At 71.3% G+C, this 17,538-nt stretch carries 5 protein-coding genes; 3 read left to right on the plus strand and 2 right to left on the minus strand.

Annotated elements, in window-relative coordinates:
- Positions 1 to 149: 149 nt before the first annotated feature.
- Entirely contained in the window at positions 150 to 707 is a 558-nt protein-coding gene (locus ACIQMJ_RS01675; protein WP_499759090.1) for a peptidase inhibitor family I36 protein, read from the minus strand.
- A 147-nt stretch (positions 708 to 854) separates the two neighbouring features.
- Positions 855 to 3,827 carry a UvrD-helicase domain-containing protein gene (locus tag ACIQMJ_RS01680; protein ID WP_499759091.1) on the minus strand — a complete coding sequence of 991 codons (2,973 nt, stop codon included), beginning with the start codon at positions 3,825 to 3,827 and terminating at the stop codon, positions 855 to 857.
- A gap of 216 nt (positions 3,828 to 4,043) precedes the next feature.
- Here ACIQMJ_RS01680 and ACIQMJ_RS01685 point away from each other — a divergent pair, with 216 nt between their 5' ends.
- From ACIQMJ_RS01685 to ACIQMJ_RS01695, 3 genes are all read left to right on the plus strand, one after another.
- Positions 4,044 to 10,757, plus strand: coding sequence for a laminin G domain-containing protein (locus tag ACIQMJ_RS01685; RefSeq protein WP_499759092.1), 6,714 nt, complete (start codon positions 4,044 to 4,046; stop codon positions 10,755 to 10,757).
- A gap of 88 nt (positions 10,758 to 10,845) precedes the next feature.
- Positions 10,846 to 16,977: an RHS repeat-associated core domain-containing protein gene (locus tag ACIQMJ_RS01690; RefSeq protein ID WP_499759093.1), complete on the plus strand. Its 6,132-nt coding sequence runs from the start codon at positions 10,846 to 10,848 to the stop codon at positions 16,975 to 16,977.
- The gene (locus ACIQMJ_RS01695; protein WP_499759094.1) at positions 16,974 to 17,372 is read left to right on the plus strand and encodes a hypothetical protein; all 399 of its coding nucleotides are present in this window, start codon (positions 16,974 to 16,976) and stop codon (positions 17,370 to 17,372) included. Before ACIQMJ_RS01690 ends, ACIQMJ_RS01695 begins: the two co-directional genes overlap by 4 nt.
- Positions 17,373 to 17,538 lie beyond the last annotated feature (166 nt).

The following is a 17,538-nucleotide window of genomic DNA, read 5'->3' on the forward strand; positions in this document are numbered from 1 at the left end:
CCCCCACCGGATATGCCAAACCAGTCATAACGCCACGTTATGGTCTAGTCCACTCCCGATCTTGGGCGCACCACAGGGCGGGGAAGACCCGGTACCCCGGATCTCCCCCGCCCCTCGTCGATCAACCGCCCCCTACCGCGAAGACCGGATCAGGGGTGGACCGAGCTGGCCCGGTTGTCGTAGTCGCCCATGTCGGAGACGTACGCCCCGGACGAGAGGGTGTACAGGTCGCCCTCGCCGTCCTCCAGGTGCGCGAGCTTGCCGCCGCCGTCGCTCTGCCTGTTCCGGTAGGACGAGGTCTTGTTGTCGAAGCCGTAGTCGTCCAGGTTCTGCCAGTCCTCGTCCTGGAAGATCAGGCGCTTACCCCCGCCGTCCTTGTACTGGTACAGGCACAGCCACCCGTCCGCGCACGCGGGGATGGCCGCCGCCTGCATCTCCTCGTTCCCGATGGCCGCGTCGGCGGTGGCGGCGTCGGCGAAGCAGCGCACGTCCTCCGTCGACACCACGCAGGTCTGCGCCTTGTCCCAGGTGACGGCCAGGTTGATGGTCTTGCCCCCGAACGACGCGCGAGCACCGTCCGCGGCCGGTGCCGCGCCCGCGGCGCCGGCGCTCGCGCCGACGGCCGTCAGCACGACCGCTGCGGCGATGGTGACCGCGGCGCGGACCACACGCCGTCCCCACCCGTTGAACTTCCCGTTCTGCTGCATGGTTCCCTCCTGAAGTGGCGCTGTGCGAGGCACTTCGGGCCCCCCGGAAGCGGCGCCCCGGGAACAGGAAACCAAGGTCGCTTTCCCAACGCTTTCACCAGCGCGAAAGGCAGGTCCGAACGTCGGCCGCGAGGGTGCGGCCCACCGTCAGAGCAGGCTGAGCTGCGTGCCCTTGCGCTTGCGCCGCGGTCGGGGGTCGCCGAACTGCTCGTAGGACTTCAGCGCCGCCAGGAACGGGGAGCGCGGCCGGCCGGTGGTGTGGCTCAGGAACAGGTGGCGCTGCGCCCGCGTCATCCCCACGAACAGCAGCCGGCGCTCCTCGTCCACCGCGTCCGCGTCGTCCTCCCCCGGCCACCGCAGCGGCAGCACGCCGTCCTCGCAGCCGACGATGAACACCACCGGGAACTCCAAGCCCTTCGACGCGTGCAGCGTGAGCAGCGAGATCCGGTCCGCGCGCGGGTCCCACGTGTCGACCTCCACGCCCAGCGCGAGGGCCGCGTGGAAGCGCTCGAAGTCCGTGCCGCACGACGCGGCCAGCGGTTTCAGCAGCTCATGAGCGGTGTGCTCGTCGCCCGCCACGGCACGCACGCGCTCCAGCACCGTCTCCCCGGCGGCGAACCGCACGTCGTGGGCGATCCGCGCCACGCCGGGACGGTCGGCCAACCGGTCGTGCGACCGCTTCTGGAACGGCAGCCCGGACCGGGTCAGCGCGTCCACCAGCGCCCGCGACTGCCGGTCCGTCCGGTACAGCACGGCGAAGTCGGAGAAGCCCAGGCCCTGCGTCCCGTCACCCACCACCCGACCGCTGTCGAACGCGTGGAACGACGCCCCGCCGAGCACCTGCTCGATCGTCCGCGCCACGAACACCGCCTCGGCCGCCTCCGACGGCGCGTGGTGCACGCCGATCGGCGCGTCACCGTGGTCCACCATCGGCCGCAGCTCCCGCCCCGGCACCAGCGACGACGGCGCGATCACCTCCAGCGCGCCCGTCACCACCGCCGTCGACGACCGGTAGTTGCGGGTCAGCCGCACGGTCCGGGCACCGGGGAAGTCCTCCCGGAACCGCAGGAAGAACCCGACGTCGGCACCGCGGAACCGGTAGATCGCCTGGTCCGGGTCGCCGATCGCGGTCAGGTTGCCGTCCGGCGGCACGAGCAGCCGCAGCAGCCGGTACTGCTGCTCGTCCACGTCCTGGTACTCGTCCACCGACACCCAACGCCACCGCGCGCGGTAGGCGTCGACCAGCTCGGCCGACTCCTCCAGCAACGCCAGCGGCAACGTGATCAGGTCGTCGAAGTCCACCAGGTCCTGCGCCCGCAACGCCTTCTTGTACCGCGCGTCCCCGGCGGCGATCAGCGCCCGCGCCTCCTTCTCGTCCGCCACCACGGACGACGCCACCGCCAGCTGCCGCTCCGGGTCCGCCACCCCGAACGACGCCGACAACCCGAACGCCCCGCCGTGCTCGCGCAGGATCAGCACACCGAGCGAGTGGAACGTCGCGATCGTCAGCTCACCGACCGCGTCCGGCGCCAGCGCGGCCAGCCGTTCGGCCATCTCCTCCGCCGCGCGCCGGGTGAACGTGATCGCCAGGCACTGCGAGGCCGGCACGCCCCGTGAGGTCACGAGGTCCGCGATCCGGTGGGTCAACGTCCGCGTCTTGCCCGTCCCCGGCCCGGCGACGACCAGCAACGGCCCGCCGTCCACCTCCGCCGCCGCACGTTGCTCCGGGTCCAGACCGTCCAACAAGGACGTTCCGACCGCGACAGGTGCGAGAACGGCGGCAGCGGCAGCGGGAGCAGGCGCGGGCCGAGGACGTTCCACAGTGGACGGTGTCGGGGCGTCGTAGTCGAACAGCGCGAACGCCGAGCGCCGGCGCTCCAGCTCACCCGGCTCGAACACCCGGATCACGCCGTACTCGCCGTCGTACCCGGAGTCGCGCACCACCTCGCCGCGGCGCAACCGCGTCACCGCCTCCGCCAGCAACGGCGAGTGCGCGGCGATGTCGTCCACCGGCACGTCCTGGAGGATCACCAGCTCCGGCCCGAGCGCGGCGGTCAGCTTGTCGATCTCCGCCAGCACCTTCTTGCTCTTGGGCCCGGTGCCGACGATCTCGCTCATCACCTCGGGCAGCGGCACCAGGCTGGTGAACCCGGCCGCGCCGGGTGGCCGCGCGCCGTGCGGCCGGTCGGCCAGCTCCTCCACCCGGCTGAGCACCCCGACCGTCAACGGCTTGCCGCACTCGGGGCAGATCCCGTTGTGCGCCAACGTCTCCCGCGGCTCCATCCGCACACCGCACTTGCGGTGGCCGTCGACGTGGTACTTGCCCTCCTCGGGGAAGAACTCCAGCGACCCGGCGAACCCCTCGCCCGTCTCCAACGCCTTGCGCACCGAGTAGTAGTCCAGCTCCGTGTCGAACACGGTCGCCTCACGCCCCAGCACCGGCGGCGAGTGCGCGTCCGAGTTGCTGACCAGCCGGTACTTGTCCAGCCCCGACACCCGCCAGTTCATGTCCGGGTCGGACGACAGCCCGGTCTCCACCGCGAAGATGTGCGACGCGAGGTCGGCGTAGCAGTCGTCGATCGCGTCGAACCCGGACTTCGACCCGAGCACCGCGAACCACGGCGTCCAGACGTGCGCGGGCACCAGGTAACCGCCGCACTCCAGCGTGATCTCCAGCAGGTCGCGCGAGTCCAGCCCCAGGATCGGCCGCCCGTCCGAGCCGAGGTTGCCGATCTTGGCGAGCCGGGCGTTGAACCGCGCCGCCGACGACAGGTCGGGCATGTAGACGAGGTGGTGCACCTTGCGGGTGCGGTCACCGCGCTTGTAGATGGTGGAGATCTCCACCGACAGCATGAACCGCACCGGCGCGGCGGCCAGCGACGGCGGCAGCCTGCGGTCGATGTCGCGATCGAGGTCGTCGCGCAGCCGGAACAGGCCGGGCGCGGCCTCGACCAGGTTCTCGCCCAGGTGGTCGTACCAGGCGGGGTGGGTGAAGTCGCCGGTGCCGACCAGCGAGATCCCCTTGCGCCGGGCCCACCACGTCAGGTGTTCGAGGTCGCAGTCGCGGCTGCACGCCCGGGAGTACTTGGAGTGGATGTGGAGATCGGCCACAAAGCGCACCGGCCAGATCGTAGTGAGTGATCGACAACAACCCTCGGGCGGACGCGCCGAACAGCGACTTACCCGGTCAGGGGCCTGTCGACAACTTAATTAGAGGGTTGCTCACATCACCCTTACGGACCTTCCTGAGATCCACCCCGGCCATGCATGCTGCATCCGCACATCTGCGGTTCGCACGTCGTCGGGGGACGAGCGCCGAATCCGAGGGGGCTCGTCGTGTTCACCCGCCGCACCGCGGCGCGGGGCTTCGGCCTGCGCAAGAGATCCACCGTCCTCGTCCTCACGGCCGCCCTGGGCGCGGCCGTCCTGGTCACCGCCGACCGGCCGGCCACACCGTCCGCGCCGCCGCCCGCGTTGGCCGAGGCGCCGACCTCGGCCCTGGCCATGAGCGCCGCCCAGCGCCAGGGCACGCCGGTCGAGGCGCTCGACCAGCGCACCGAGAAGCGGACCGTGTTCGCCCAGCCGGACGGCACGTTCACCGCCGACCTGCACGTCACCCCGCAGCGGGTGCGCAAGGGCGACGCCTGGGTCGCGCCCGACCCGGCGCTGGAGCGCTCCGACGCCGGCATCACGCCCAAGGGCACCGTGCCGGAGCTGGCCCTGTCCCGCGGCGGGACGGACGCGCCGCTGGTCCGGATGGCGCGCGACGGCCACGAGTACACGCTCACCTGGCCGGGCGCGCTGCCCGAGCCCCACCTCGACGGCGCCACGGCCACCTACGCCGACGTGCTGCCCGACGTGGACCTCAAGATCACCACCACGGTCACCGGCTACGCCCAGCACATCGTGGTGAAGACGCCGCAGGCCGCCGCGAACCCGGCGCTCCGGCGCATCCGGTTCGACCTGCGCACGAAGAACCTCCTGCTCAAGGCCCACGACGACGGCAGGCTCACGGCCACGGCCCCCTCCGGCGAGACGATCTTCGAGTCCGCGAGCTCGTGGATGTGGGACTCGGCGCAGCGCGAGACCGACAGCCCGCTGGCGGGCCGCTCCCCCGTCGGCGTCGAGGTCACCGAGGACTCGCTGGCGCTGGTGCCGGACGCGACCGCGCTGGCCGACCCGCACGCGGTGTTCCCGCTGGTCATCGACCCGTCCTGGCACACGCCGGACAAGCAGAGCTGGACGTCGGTCTACGACGACGGCACCGACGCCATGCGCCGCGGCACGCACTGGAACGGCGCGAACTCGCAGGCCGAGACCGCCTGGTGGCTCAGCGGCATCACCACCGCCCGTTCCGGCAAGGCTTACGGGCAGGGCCTCGTGGTGCGCAGCTACTTCCAGTTCGACACCGGCTTCCTGGCCGGCCGGCAGGTGCTGAGCTCGAAGTTCATCACCTCGGTCGTCTACGGCCCGACCGGCTGCGGCACATCGGAGACGCAGGCGCTCTACGACGCGGGCACGATCTACTCCGACACCAACTGGTACAACCAGCCGGCGGGCGGGCACCTGCAGAACGTGTCCGTGCCGTCGGTCTACAGCGGCTGCACCGGCTTCCAGGAGGTCGGGTTCGACAAGGCGTCGGGCGGCACCAACGCGGGCGGCGTGTCGACGTTCTTCCTCACCGCGGCCAGCGAGAGCACGGACAACGCCTGGCGGAAGTACCACCCGGACCACACCAAGCTCCAGGTCAAGTACAACTACCAGCCGAACAACGCCTACGAGGTGCGGACGGACCACGACATGACGCCGTGCCACTGGTGCGCGGGCGTCACGTACCTGGCCGGCCCGGAGGTCACGTTGAGCGCGCGGCTCAGCGACCCGGACGACAGCACGCTGTTCCCGATGTGGGAGGTCACCAGCGGCGGCACGAAGGTCCCGTACAACGGCGCGTCCAACAACTCCGGCGCGCCGTTCACCTCGACGCTCGACGTGACCGGCAAGCACGACCAGACCGTGTCGTGGCGGGTCAAGGCCAACGACGGCAACTGGGAGTCGCCCGACTGGGTCGACGGACCGTCGTTCAAGGTGGACAGGGTCGCGCCCGCGAACAAGCCGGACGTGGTCAGCCCGCTCTACCCGGAGGACAACCGCTGGCACGGCGGCCCGACCGTGCCCGGCACGTTCACCTTCACCGCGAAGGACGCCGACGTCGACCACTTCGCCTACGGCTGGGACGACGCCGCCCCGTTCAAGGTCCACCCGGACCGGCTGGCCCTGAACGCCCAGGCCGCGATCCCGCTGACCCCGCCCGGCGACGGCCCGCAGGACCTGCACGTGCGCAGCGTCGACCGCGCGGGCAACCCCGGCCCGGCCAGGGTCTACCACTTCTACGTGCGCGGCAGCTCCGGCCCGCTGGCGCAGTACGCGTTCGACGGTGACACCGAGGACTCGGCGTTCCTCGGCTGGCGCGACGCCACCGCGCACGGCGAGCCGACCTACGTGCCGGGCGCGCTCGGCTCGGCCTTGCGCTTCGACGGCACGCACGAGGTGACCGCGCCCAACGCGGTGAACACCACCGCGAGCTTCACGGTGTCGGCCTGGGTCCGGATGGACGCCGACACCGGCGGCTACCAGACCGCGGTCAGCCAGGACGGCTCGGTGATCTGCGGCTTCTGCCTCCAGTACGAGAACAGCAGCAAGCGCTGGGTGTTCGTGATGCCGACGAGCGACGCGTCACCGCCCGCGGGCTACACGTTCGTCAAGTCGAAGGAACCGGCCGTGGTCGGGGTGTGGACCCACCTCACCGGCGTGTACGACGCCACCGCGGGGAAGATCAAGCTGTTCGTCAACGGCGAGCCGGGGGACTCGGTCACCCGGTACACGGCGTGGCACGCGAGCGGACCGCTGCGGATCGGGCGCTCCAAGGCGGCGGGAGCGTTCGGCAACTCGTGGCACGGCGCGGTGGACGAGGTCGAGTTCTACGACCGGGCGCTGAGCGACGCCGAGGTCAGGGCCGCGGTCCGCGAGGACAACGTGCAGCTGGGCCACTGGCGGTTCGACGAGCGCAACCCCTCCGTGAACGAGGTGTCGGGCGGCGCGCGGGTCGAGCGGTCCGGTGGCGCGTCCACCACCGCCGACATCGCGGTGAAGAGCGGCGACAAGCCCGCCGCGCTGCACTTCGACGGGTCCGGCGAGGCCAGGACCGACGGCCCGGTGCTGCGCACCGACCGCGACTTCACGGTGGCCGGCTGGGTCAAGGCCGGGGACCCCGTGCCCGCCGGCGCGACCTACACCGTGGTCTCCCAGGACGGCACGGCGTCCAGCGGGTTCGAGGTGTTCCGCCGGGATGGCAGGTGGCACTTCGGCGTCCGCGCGTCGGACGGCTCGACGGCGTGGAACGCCCTCGCCACCTCCAAGGCGGTCGCCGGGACCAACTGGACGCACCTGACCGCGGTGTTCGACGCCTCCGACCGCACGGCCCGGCTGTTCGTCGACGGCGTCCAGAGCGGCGAGGCGGTCGGCCTCGGCGCACCGTGGGACGCCACCGGTGACCTGGTGTTCGGTCGCTCGCACGCGGGCAACCCGCTCACCGGCGACCTGGACGACTGGCGCGCCTACAGCCGGGTGCTCGCGCCCGAGGAGATCCAGGGCATCGTCGCCCAGGACGGCGTCACGGCCGGCACGTGGAAGCTCGACGCCAACACCTTCGAAGCCTCCCTCCCCGCCCGCAACGGGCAGGAGGAGGGCGACGTGACGTGGACGCCGGGCCAGACCAGCCTGCCGGACCCCGGAGACCAGGCGGTCCGGCTCACCGGCGCGGGCCACGTCAGCGCGCCCCGGACGATCGACACCACGCACAGCTTCTCGGTCACCGCGTGGGCGAAGGTCGACCGGGTCGGCAGCGCCATGTCGGTGGTGTCGCTGGAAGGCCGGGCGGCCGGGACCTTCGACCTGCGCACGACCGACGACGGCCGGTGGGCGTTCACCATGTCCGGCGCCGACCAGGCCACCACGACCCGGGACCACGCCTACGGCGGGCCGGTCCAGGTCGGCGTGTGGACGCACCTGGCGGCGAGCCACGATTCGCTGACCGGGCGGATGTCGTTGTACGTCAACGGAGTGTCCGCCGGATCCGCTCAGCACACCGGCGCGTGGAGCCCGGACCCGGCCGTCGGCCGGCTGCGGATCGGCCGCACGCTGGTCAACGGGACCGCCGCCCAGCCCTACAGCGGCGCGATCGACGACGTGTCGGTCTACAGCCGGCCGCTGTTCGCGGACGAGATCCGCCAGCTCGCCGGCCGTGACCTCACCCTGGTGCACGAGTGGCAGCTGGACGAGCCGACCGGCGCGTCCACGGCCGACTCGGTCGGGTCCCGGACGGCGGCGCTGACCGGTGGCGCGACCCGCGCGCCCGGCCGGCTCGGCAACGCGCTCGCGTTCGACGGCACGGGCGCGGCCACCACGCAGGGCGTCGACCTGCGCACCGACGAGAGCTTCACCGTCTCGACGTGGGTGTACCTGCCCGCCGGGCGGACGTGCGAGTTCACCGAGGACGTCAGCTCGTGCGAGTGGGTCGCGCTCAGCGCGGACGGGCAGAACACCAGCAAGTTCCGCCTCGGCCACGTGATCAACGACGACGCGCACCGGGCGGGCAAGTGGTTCTTCGAGATGCCGGAGAGCGACGCCGTGGACGCCGTGGTCACCAAGGCGGCCGTCACCACGGACGCCAGTGAGGTCGACACGTGGGTGCACCTCACCGGCGTGTACGACGCCAAGCACAAGAAGGTCTGGATCTACGTCAACGGCATCCGCATCGGTGACGGCACGTTGAACACGCCGTGGCCCGCCACGGGCGCGCTCGTGATCGGCCGCGGCAAGGTCGGCGGCGCCCACGCCCAGCACTGGGTCGGCCGCGTCGACGAGGTCCGCGTCTACACGGGCCCGCTGACCGACGACCGCGTGTCGACGCTGCACAGGTCGTACCCGGCGGAGAACCCGACCGCGACCATGCCCGCGCCCACCGGGCGGTGGACGTTCAACGAGAACACCGGCACCACCGCCGCGGACAGCGTCGGCGGCCGGACCGCCACGCTGAGGAACGGGGGCGGCTGGATCGCCGGCCGCACGGGTCACGCCGCGTGGCTCGACGGCGTCGACGACTACGCCGAGACGGCGGGCCCGGCGCTGCTCACCGACCCCGGGCAGAGCTTCACCGTCGCGGCGTGGGTCTACCTCCAGGGCACGCCCGGCACCGGCTACCGCACCGTGGTGGCGCAGGACGGCGACCGGGTCAGCACGTTCCGGCTCGGGTACGACGCCGCGAGCGACCGGTGGACCGGTGTGCTGGCGAAGGCCGACGTGGACAACGCGGCCACGCACGTGGTGCGGTCGACCGCACCGGCCGCGAAGAGCAACTGGACGCACGTGGCGTTGAGCTACGACGCCCGGCTGGGCCACCTGAAGCTGCACGTCAACGGCGTCCCGTCGGGCACGCTGTCGAGCGTGCCGTCGGCGGTGCGGTCCACCGGTCCGCTCACCGTCGGCCGGATGAAGGACAACGGCGTCGCGGCCGGGTTCTTCCCGCGCGGCGTGGACGACCTGCGGGTGTTCGACCGGGCGTTGAGCGACGGGGAGCTCAAGCTGGTGCAGGGCGACGTGACCGCGGTGTCCTCCGGCCAGTGGCGGTTCGACGACGACACCGTGCGCGACTCCTCCCAGCGCAACAACCCCACCACCGCCACCGGCGCGGTGTCGTTCGTGGAGGGCGTGAACGGTCGAGCGCTCAAGCTGGACGGCGCCTCCTACGTCGCCACGAAGGAGTGGGGCGCGTCCGTGCGGGACAGCTTCACCGTCTCCGCGTGGGCCAGGCTGGAGGCACGCGACCAGGTCGCCACGGTCGTGGGCCAGGACGGCGCCGCGGTCAGCGGTTTCGTGCTCCAGTACCGACCCGAGGCCGACCGCTGGGTGTTCGGCGGACCGACGCAGGACACCGAGCGGGCCCCGCTGGTGTGGGCGGCCTCCGCCCAGCCGCCGAAGACCAACTCGTGGACGCACCTGACCGGCGTGTACGACCGACCCAACGGCAGGCTGCGGCTCTACGTCGACGGCAAGCTCGCGGGCGTCCGGGACGGCGTCGCCCTGCCGGAGACCCTGAGCCGGTTGACCATCGGCGCGGGCAAGGTCGCGGGTGTGCCCGGGAACTTCTTCAAGGGCTCGATCGACGAGGTGCGCACCGAGTTCGGCGTCCAGACCGAGGCCGTCATCGCCGGGCGCGGCGGGTACGCCACGCCCGCGGCCAACCAGCTCGGCGTGCTGGTCAACGGCTCGGGCGACCGGGCGACGGGCAACACGACCGACGCGCTGCGGGAGGGCTACCACCTGCAGAGCACGCTGGGCACGCTGGTCGACCCGGCACACCCGAACACGCGCCCGCTGTACTCGTGCCTGATCGGCGGCGACGTGTTCACCTCGCCGCTGGCCGACTGCGAGGGCCAGACCGTGCTCGGCGTCATCGGCACGGTCTACCGCGTCCCGCCGTCGAACGTGGCGACGATCCCGGTCTACCGGTGCGCCGCCGCGGGCGACCACTTCGAGTCCCGCCGGTCCGACTGCGCCGGTGCGAAGGTCGAGGGGCTCCTGGGCCACACGGTCGCCCACGCGGCGCTGACCCGGAACTTCAACCGGGACACCGGCGACCACGCGGTGACCGTGGAGGGCACGCCGGCCGGCTACCGGTCGGAGGGCCCGCTCGGGTTCCTGTCGCTGGTGGCCCGGACCGGCACGCACCAGCTCATGAGCTGCCACGACGGCTACGACCAGTTCGTCTCGACCAGCGCCACGTGCGACGGCAAGACCGTCGGCGGCAGCCTCGGCTGGGCGTGGACGCAGGCGCCGGCCGGCGTGCCGACCCGACCGCTCTACCGGTGCCGGACGTCCGCCGGGCAGGCGTTCGCCTCGCTGGAGCCGACCTGCGAGGGCCTGACCGTGGACGGCCTGCTCGGCCACGTCGAGTTGGCCGTCCCGACCACCGCGCCGGTGTTCCCGGCCTGACCGTTCCTCCCCGTCCCTGCTCCCGCTCCCCTTTGGAGAGGTAATGCGGTCCGACAGACGTACCTTCCGCGCGCTCTCAAGAGCGCTCGTGGTCGCCTTGGGGTTCTCCCTGGTGACCGCGGTCGCCCCGACGCCGGCCATCGCCCAGACGGGTCCTTCGCTCCCCCTGCCCGACGTCCCGTCCGTGCCCGTGAGCAGCCCCTCGTGGGGCTCGACGCCGACCGGGGAGAGCACGTCCCGGGCGTTGCGCGGCAACCAGTCGGCGTCCACCGCCGCCCCCGACGGCGGCGGCTCGTTCAAGGCGACGCCGCTGTCGCCCTCGGCGAGCTGGGACGTGTCCCGGCAGACCGGGGACTTCAGCTGGTCCTACCCGATGCGCGTGCCACCGTCGCCGGGCGGTTTCCAGCCGTCGCTCGCGCTGTCGTACCGGTCGTCCCTCGTGGACGGTCGGACCAGCGCGACGAACAACCAGGCGTCCTGGGTCGGTGAGGGCTGGGAGTTCGGCGCCGGGTACGTCGAGCGCACCTACGGCGGGTGCACCGACGACACCGAAGGCACCGCCGCGCCCACCAACACCGGCGACCTGTGCTGGCGCAGCCACAACGCCACCGCCACCTACCCCGGCGGCGGCGGGATGCTCGTCCGCAACGAGGCCGACGGCACGTGGCGGCAGAAGTCGGACAACGGCGCCCGGATCACCCTCGGCACCGGTGTCGACAACGGCGACAACAACGGCGAGTACTGGACGATCACCACGATCGACGGCACCACGCACTACTTCGGCTCCCGCAAGGAGTCGAACTCGACGTGGACCGTGCCGGTGTTCGGCGACGACGAGCACGAGCAGTGCAACGGCACGACGTTCGCCACTTCGTGGTGCACGCAGGCGTGGCGCTGGAACCTCGACAAGTCGGTGGACGCGCGCGGCAACGTGATCCTGTACTCGTACGAGACCGAGACGAACTCGTACGGGCTCAACGCCGAGGACGCCGCGGTGTCGTACGTGCGCGCGGGCACGTTGAAGTCCGTCGAGTACGGCCTGCGCGACGAGGTCGCGGTGCAGGCGTCCGCGCGGGTGGACTTCGAGTTGGCGGACCGGTGCGTGCCGGGCAGCGACTGCGTGCTGGAGAAGCCGGAGAACTGGCCGGACACCTCGTTGGCCGACCGGTGCGTCGCGTCGACGTGCCCGGACCTGCACTCACCCACGTTCTGGTCGACCAAGAGGCTGAGCCGGATCGTCACCAAGGTGTGGCGGGGCACCGCGTTCGACGACGTCGACTCGTGGTCGCTCGGGCACGAGTTCCCCGACCCGGGCAGCGGCGAGAAGGCCACGCTGTGGCTCAAGAGCATCACGCACACCGGCCACGTCGGCTCGACCGACATCGCGCTTCCCGCGGTGACCTTCGAGGGCGACCGCAAGGCCAACCGGGTCGAGCAGCCGACCGACGCGGGCCCGCTGCTGCGTTTCCGGCTGACCGCGATCGTCTCCGAGGCAGGCGGCATCACGTCGATCGCCTACGCGGACGCGGACTGCGCCGCGGGCTCGATGCCGGCGAGCGCCGAGTCCAACCAGCAGCGGTGCTTCCCGGTGACGTGGACCAAGAAGGACTTCGCCGAGCGCACCGACTACTTCCACAAGTACGTGGTGGCGTCGGTGACCACGTCGGACCGGTTCGGCGCCAACGCCATGCAGAAGGTGTCCTACGAGTACGTGGGCGGCGCGGCCTGGCACTTCAGCCAGTCCGAGTTCACCCCGGCGGACCGCAAGACGTGGGACGAGTACCGCGGCTACGCGCGGGTGAAGGTCCGCACGGGGCTCCCGACCGACACCAGCGGGCCGATCACGTTGGCCGAGGAGCGGTTCTACCGGGGCATGGGCGGCACGTTCACCGACTCGGCGGGCGGCGCGCACACCGACCACGACTGGCTCCAGGGCGTCCGCTTCGAGTCGACGACCTACCTCGGCGACAGCGACGAGGTCGTCAGCCGCACCATCGACACCCCGTCGTGGCAGGGCCCCACCGCCACCCGCGGCGAGTACAAGGCGTACTTCGTCCACAACGCGTCCTCGGCGTCGTACACGGCCTTGAAGTCCGGCGGCTGGCGGACGACCAAAACCGAGACCACCTACGACAACCACGGTCTCGCGCTCACCGTGAACGACCTCGGTGACACGACCACCGACGCGGACGACAAGTGCGTCACCACCACCTACGCGCGCAACGACGCCAAGTGGCTGATGTCCCTCCCGTCCCGCCAGGAGGCGGTGGCGGTCGCCTGCGGCACGCCACCGACGTTCCCGGCGCACGCCCTGGCGGACGAGGTGTTCGCCTACGACGGCCAGGACTACGGCGTCGCACCGACCAAGGGTGACCTGACGGCCAAGAAGTCCCTGCGCGACCGCCCGCAGTCCGCCCCCGGCTACGGCGTCGACGGTTCGGCCACCTACGACAAGTTCGGCCGACCGCTGACGATCACCGACGCGGCGGGCAACGAGTCCAAGCTCGCCTACACCCCCGCGGACAGCGGACCGCTCACCAAGACGGTCACGACCGACGCCCTCGGCCACACGACGACGTTGACGGTCGAGCCGGCGTGGGGCACGCCGGTCCGGACGGTCGACGCCAACCTGCGCGTCACCGAGGTCGTGTTCGACGCGCTGGGCCGCAACACCGAGGTGTGGCTGCCCAACCGGAGGAAGACCACCAACCCGTCCGGCAGCGCCAAGTACAGCTACCTGATCCGCAACGACGCGCCCTCCGCGGTCAGCGAGACCAAGGTCGGCCCGAACGGCAACTACACCACCAGCACCACCCTCTACGACGGCCTCTACCGGGTCCGCCAGGTGCAGGCGCCGACCCACGGCGGCCGACTGCTCGCCGAGGCGCGGTACGACTCGCACGGCCGCCAGTACCGGGCGACCCAGCCCTACTTCAACGCCGCGCCCGTCGACACCACGCTGTGGACCGCGGCGGACAACGCCGTGACGAGCGTGACCTGGACCAGGTTCGACGGCGCGAGCCGCCCGGTGAAGCAGATGTTCTACGCCGGCGCGCAGAAGAAGTGGGAGTCGACCACCGCGTACGACGGCGACCGGGTGCACGTCACCCCGCCGGCGGGCGGCACGGCCACCACGACCATCTCCGACGCGCGTGGCCACACCACCGAGCTGCGGCAGTACCACGGCCCCACGCCCACGGGCACGTTCGACGCGACGACCTACACGTACTGGCCGACCGGCAGCCTGGCGTCCGCGACCGACCCGGCGGGCAACACGTGGCGGTGGACCTACGACGTGCGCGGCCACCTGACCCGGTCCGAGGACGTCGACCACGGCGTCACCACGACGGTCCACGACGCCCTCGGGCGGCTGGAGACGTCGACCGACGCACGCGGCCGGACCACGTGGAACGGGTACGACAAGGTCGGCCGGCGCACCGAGGTCCGCGAAGGCGGCCCCACCGGCACCCTGCTGCACAAGTACGCGTACGACACCGCGGGCGGCGGCAAGGGCAGGCTCGCGTCGGCCACCCGGTACGTCGACGGGGCGGCCTACACCCAGCAGATCGGGAGCTACGACTCCCGGTACCGGCCGGCGAGCATGTCGGTGATCATCCCGGAGGCGGAAGGTCTGCTCCGGAACACCTACACGTCCCACTACACCTTCAACCAGGACGGCACCGTCGCGGGCGAGACGTTCGCCGCGGCGGGCAACGTGCCCGCCGAGACCGTGCTGCACGTGTACGACGACTTCGGGCGGCCCACGACCACCAACGGCGGGATCGACGGGTCGACGACCCGCATCGCCACGCAGACGTCGTTCACCCGGCTCGGCGAGCTCGAGCGGATCCAGCTCGGTGACGCGGGCAAGCGCACCTGGTTGTCGTACTACTACGAGTCCGACACCCGCCGGCTCAACCGGTACATCGTCGACGCCGAGACGCCCGCGCCCATGCAGGCGGACGTCTCCTACGCGTTCGACGACGTCGGCAACGTCCGGTCCATCAAGGACGCGCCCCGCGACCAGCCGGTCGACCTGCAGTGCTTCGCCTACGACCACCTCCGGCGGCTGACGGACGGGTGGACGCCGGCGGACGGTGTCGGCTGCGGTGCCCAGCCCACGGCCACGGGCCTGTCCGGTCCCGCGCCGTACTGGCAGTCCTTCGAGTACGACAAGGCGGGGAACCGCCTCGAGGAGGTCGACCACAAGGCGAGCGGCAACACCACCCGCACCTACAAGTACCCGTTGCCCGGCACGCCGCAGGCGCACACCGTGCGTTCGGTGACCCAGGAGGGTCCGGGCGGGACGCGGATCGAGGAGTACGGCTACGACCCGTCCGGCAACACGGTCACGCGCACCACGCCAGAGGGCGTGCAGGAGCTCGACTGGGACGTCGAGGGCAAGCTGGTCGAGGCGTCCGGTGGCGTGACGTTCATCTACGGCGTCGACGGCGCCCGGCTGCTGCGCAAGGACGCCGAGTCCACCACGCTGTACCTCGGCAACCAGGAGGTGGAGCTGGCGGTCGGCGCACCCACACCCGCCGTGACCAGGTACTACACGCACGCGGGGCGCACCGTCGCGATGCGCGAGGGCAAGACCAAGCTGACCTGGCTCGGCTCCGACCACCAGGGCACCTCGCAGGTGTCGGTCGACGTGGGTTCGATGACGGCCACCAAGCGCCGCCAGCTGCCGTTCGGCGGCGAACGCGGCCCGGCCGTGCTGTTCCCCGGTGAGCGCGGGTTCGTCGGCGGCACGAACGACGAGGCCACCGGCCTGGTCCACATCGGAGCCCGCCAGTACGACCCCGACCTGGGCCGGTTCCTGTCCGTCGACCCGATCATGGACATCGCCGACCCGCAGCAGTGGAACGGCTACGCGTACGGCAACAACTCGCCGGTCACGTACAGCGACCCGTCCGGTCTCGCCTACTGCGACTACAACTCGTGCCCCGGCGACGGCGGTCACAACCCGAACGGACCGGTCAACAACAAGAACGGCGACTGCGTCCGCAACTGCCAGAACAAGCACGACAACTACCAGTCCGGCGGCGACGTCCCGGCCGGCGCGTACTACCCGCCGATCACGAACTACGGCGACGGCTGGTACGGCGGGCACGACGCCGAGACCGGCGGCACGACGCTGAACGGCGTCCCGACCCCGTGGACAGCCGCGGAGGCCGAGAAGATCCTGCCGAAGGTCGTCGCCAACTACGGCGGCCCCAACATCCACCCGCTCGGCACCGAGGAGAACGTCGAGAACACCTACGGCGCGCTGCTCTCGTACTGCCGGGACAACGACGACTGCACGCTCGACGACTACCAGGAGCTGTGGCGGCCGTGGATCATCTTCCTCGGTGACACCGGCGGCCTGGACGGCGGGCGCGGCGGCAACGGCCTGGGCAAGTCGGTCCGCAAGTTCCTCAAGATGGTGGACTGCCTCGGTCCCAACAGCTTCGAGGGCGACACCCTCGTCCTGATGGCCGACGGCACCACCAAGCCGATCGAGGACGTCGAGATCGGCGACGTCGTGCTCAACGCCAACCCGGAGAGCGGCGAAACCGAGGCCCACACCGTCACCGCCGTCCACGTCACCGACGCGGACAAGCAGTACGTGGACCTGACGATCGCCACCGCCGACGGCCCGCAGACCATCACGACCACCGACCACCACCCGTTCTACGAGACCTCGTCGCACCGGTGGACCGAGGCGGGCGACCTGCGTGCGGGTGACGTCCTCGACGCGGGCCTGGACGGTCGCGCCACCGTCCTGTCCGTGCACCCGTACGCGGCGACGATGCGCACGTACAACCTCTCCGTCGAGGGCGTGCACACGTTCTTCGTCCTGGCCGGCAACACCCCCGTGCTGGTGCACAACTGCGGATCGGGCCGCACGCCGGGCAAGCCGAGCCTGAATCGCCACGGTGAACTGACCGACGGCAAGTACACGGTGAGCAACGAAGCCGCGAAGAAGCACCTCCCGCAAACGGCACCCGCGGGGAAGAGCGTCTTCCTGACCGGGTTCGACGCCCACACGGCCGCGTTGGAAGCAGCTGCCTATGCTGACGAGCACAACCTCTGGGACAAGGACAACAAGGCGAAGGTCCGCGTCGCCAACGGACCGGTCGGCGTGATCGGCAGGACCGGGGAGTTGACCCACTACATCAACGTTTACCGGAACGCCAACAACTACATCCACGCCACCCCGGGAGGCGCACCGTGATCGACCTCGGGGACGGGTTGCCAATCGGCGAGGCAGCACGGGCATGGACTGCGGAGGCGGCGTGGGATGTCGCCTCGTCCCTCGTAGCGGGCACGCCGCTCGAGCTGGATTGGGACGGCGATGCGGGCGAAGACTGGATCAGCCTGCACGCCGGTACCCCGCGCGTGGGGATGGTCTCGGCTGTCCTGCCACTGGCCGTGATCGCGGATGGTCATTGCCCGTCGGCCGATCAGCTGGTGCCGGCGGCGGTGAAGGTCGTTCGCGTGCCGTCGTTCAACGACCCGGTGCTGTTCTGCGACCCGGATGTCCTCGCGGAAGCGTTCGGCGCGACGACGTCGGCGATCCTGGGCGACGCACCGTTCTCCGCCAACGACCTGTGGTTCGCGTCGATATGACGCGCGGCGGTTGACGCGGTAGGACCGCGGCGCGGATGCCGCCGGTTGGCCTTCGCTCTCACCGAGAGCAGCGAAGGCACCCGGCGGCATCCGCCGTCCTTACTTCGGAATGCCCGCCAACAGCATGCGATGCCACCTCTGCGTGCGTTCACCGCCGAACGTGACG

The organism is Actinosynnema sp. NPDC091369, assembly GCF_044757065.1.
Taxonomy (GTDB): domain Bacteria; phylum Actinomycetota; class Actinomycetes; order Mycobacteriales; family Pseudonocardiaceae; genus Actinosynnema.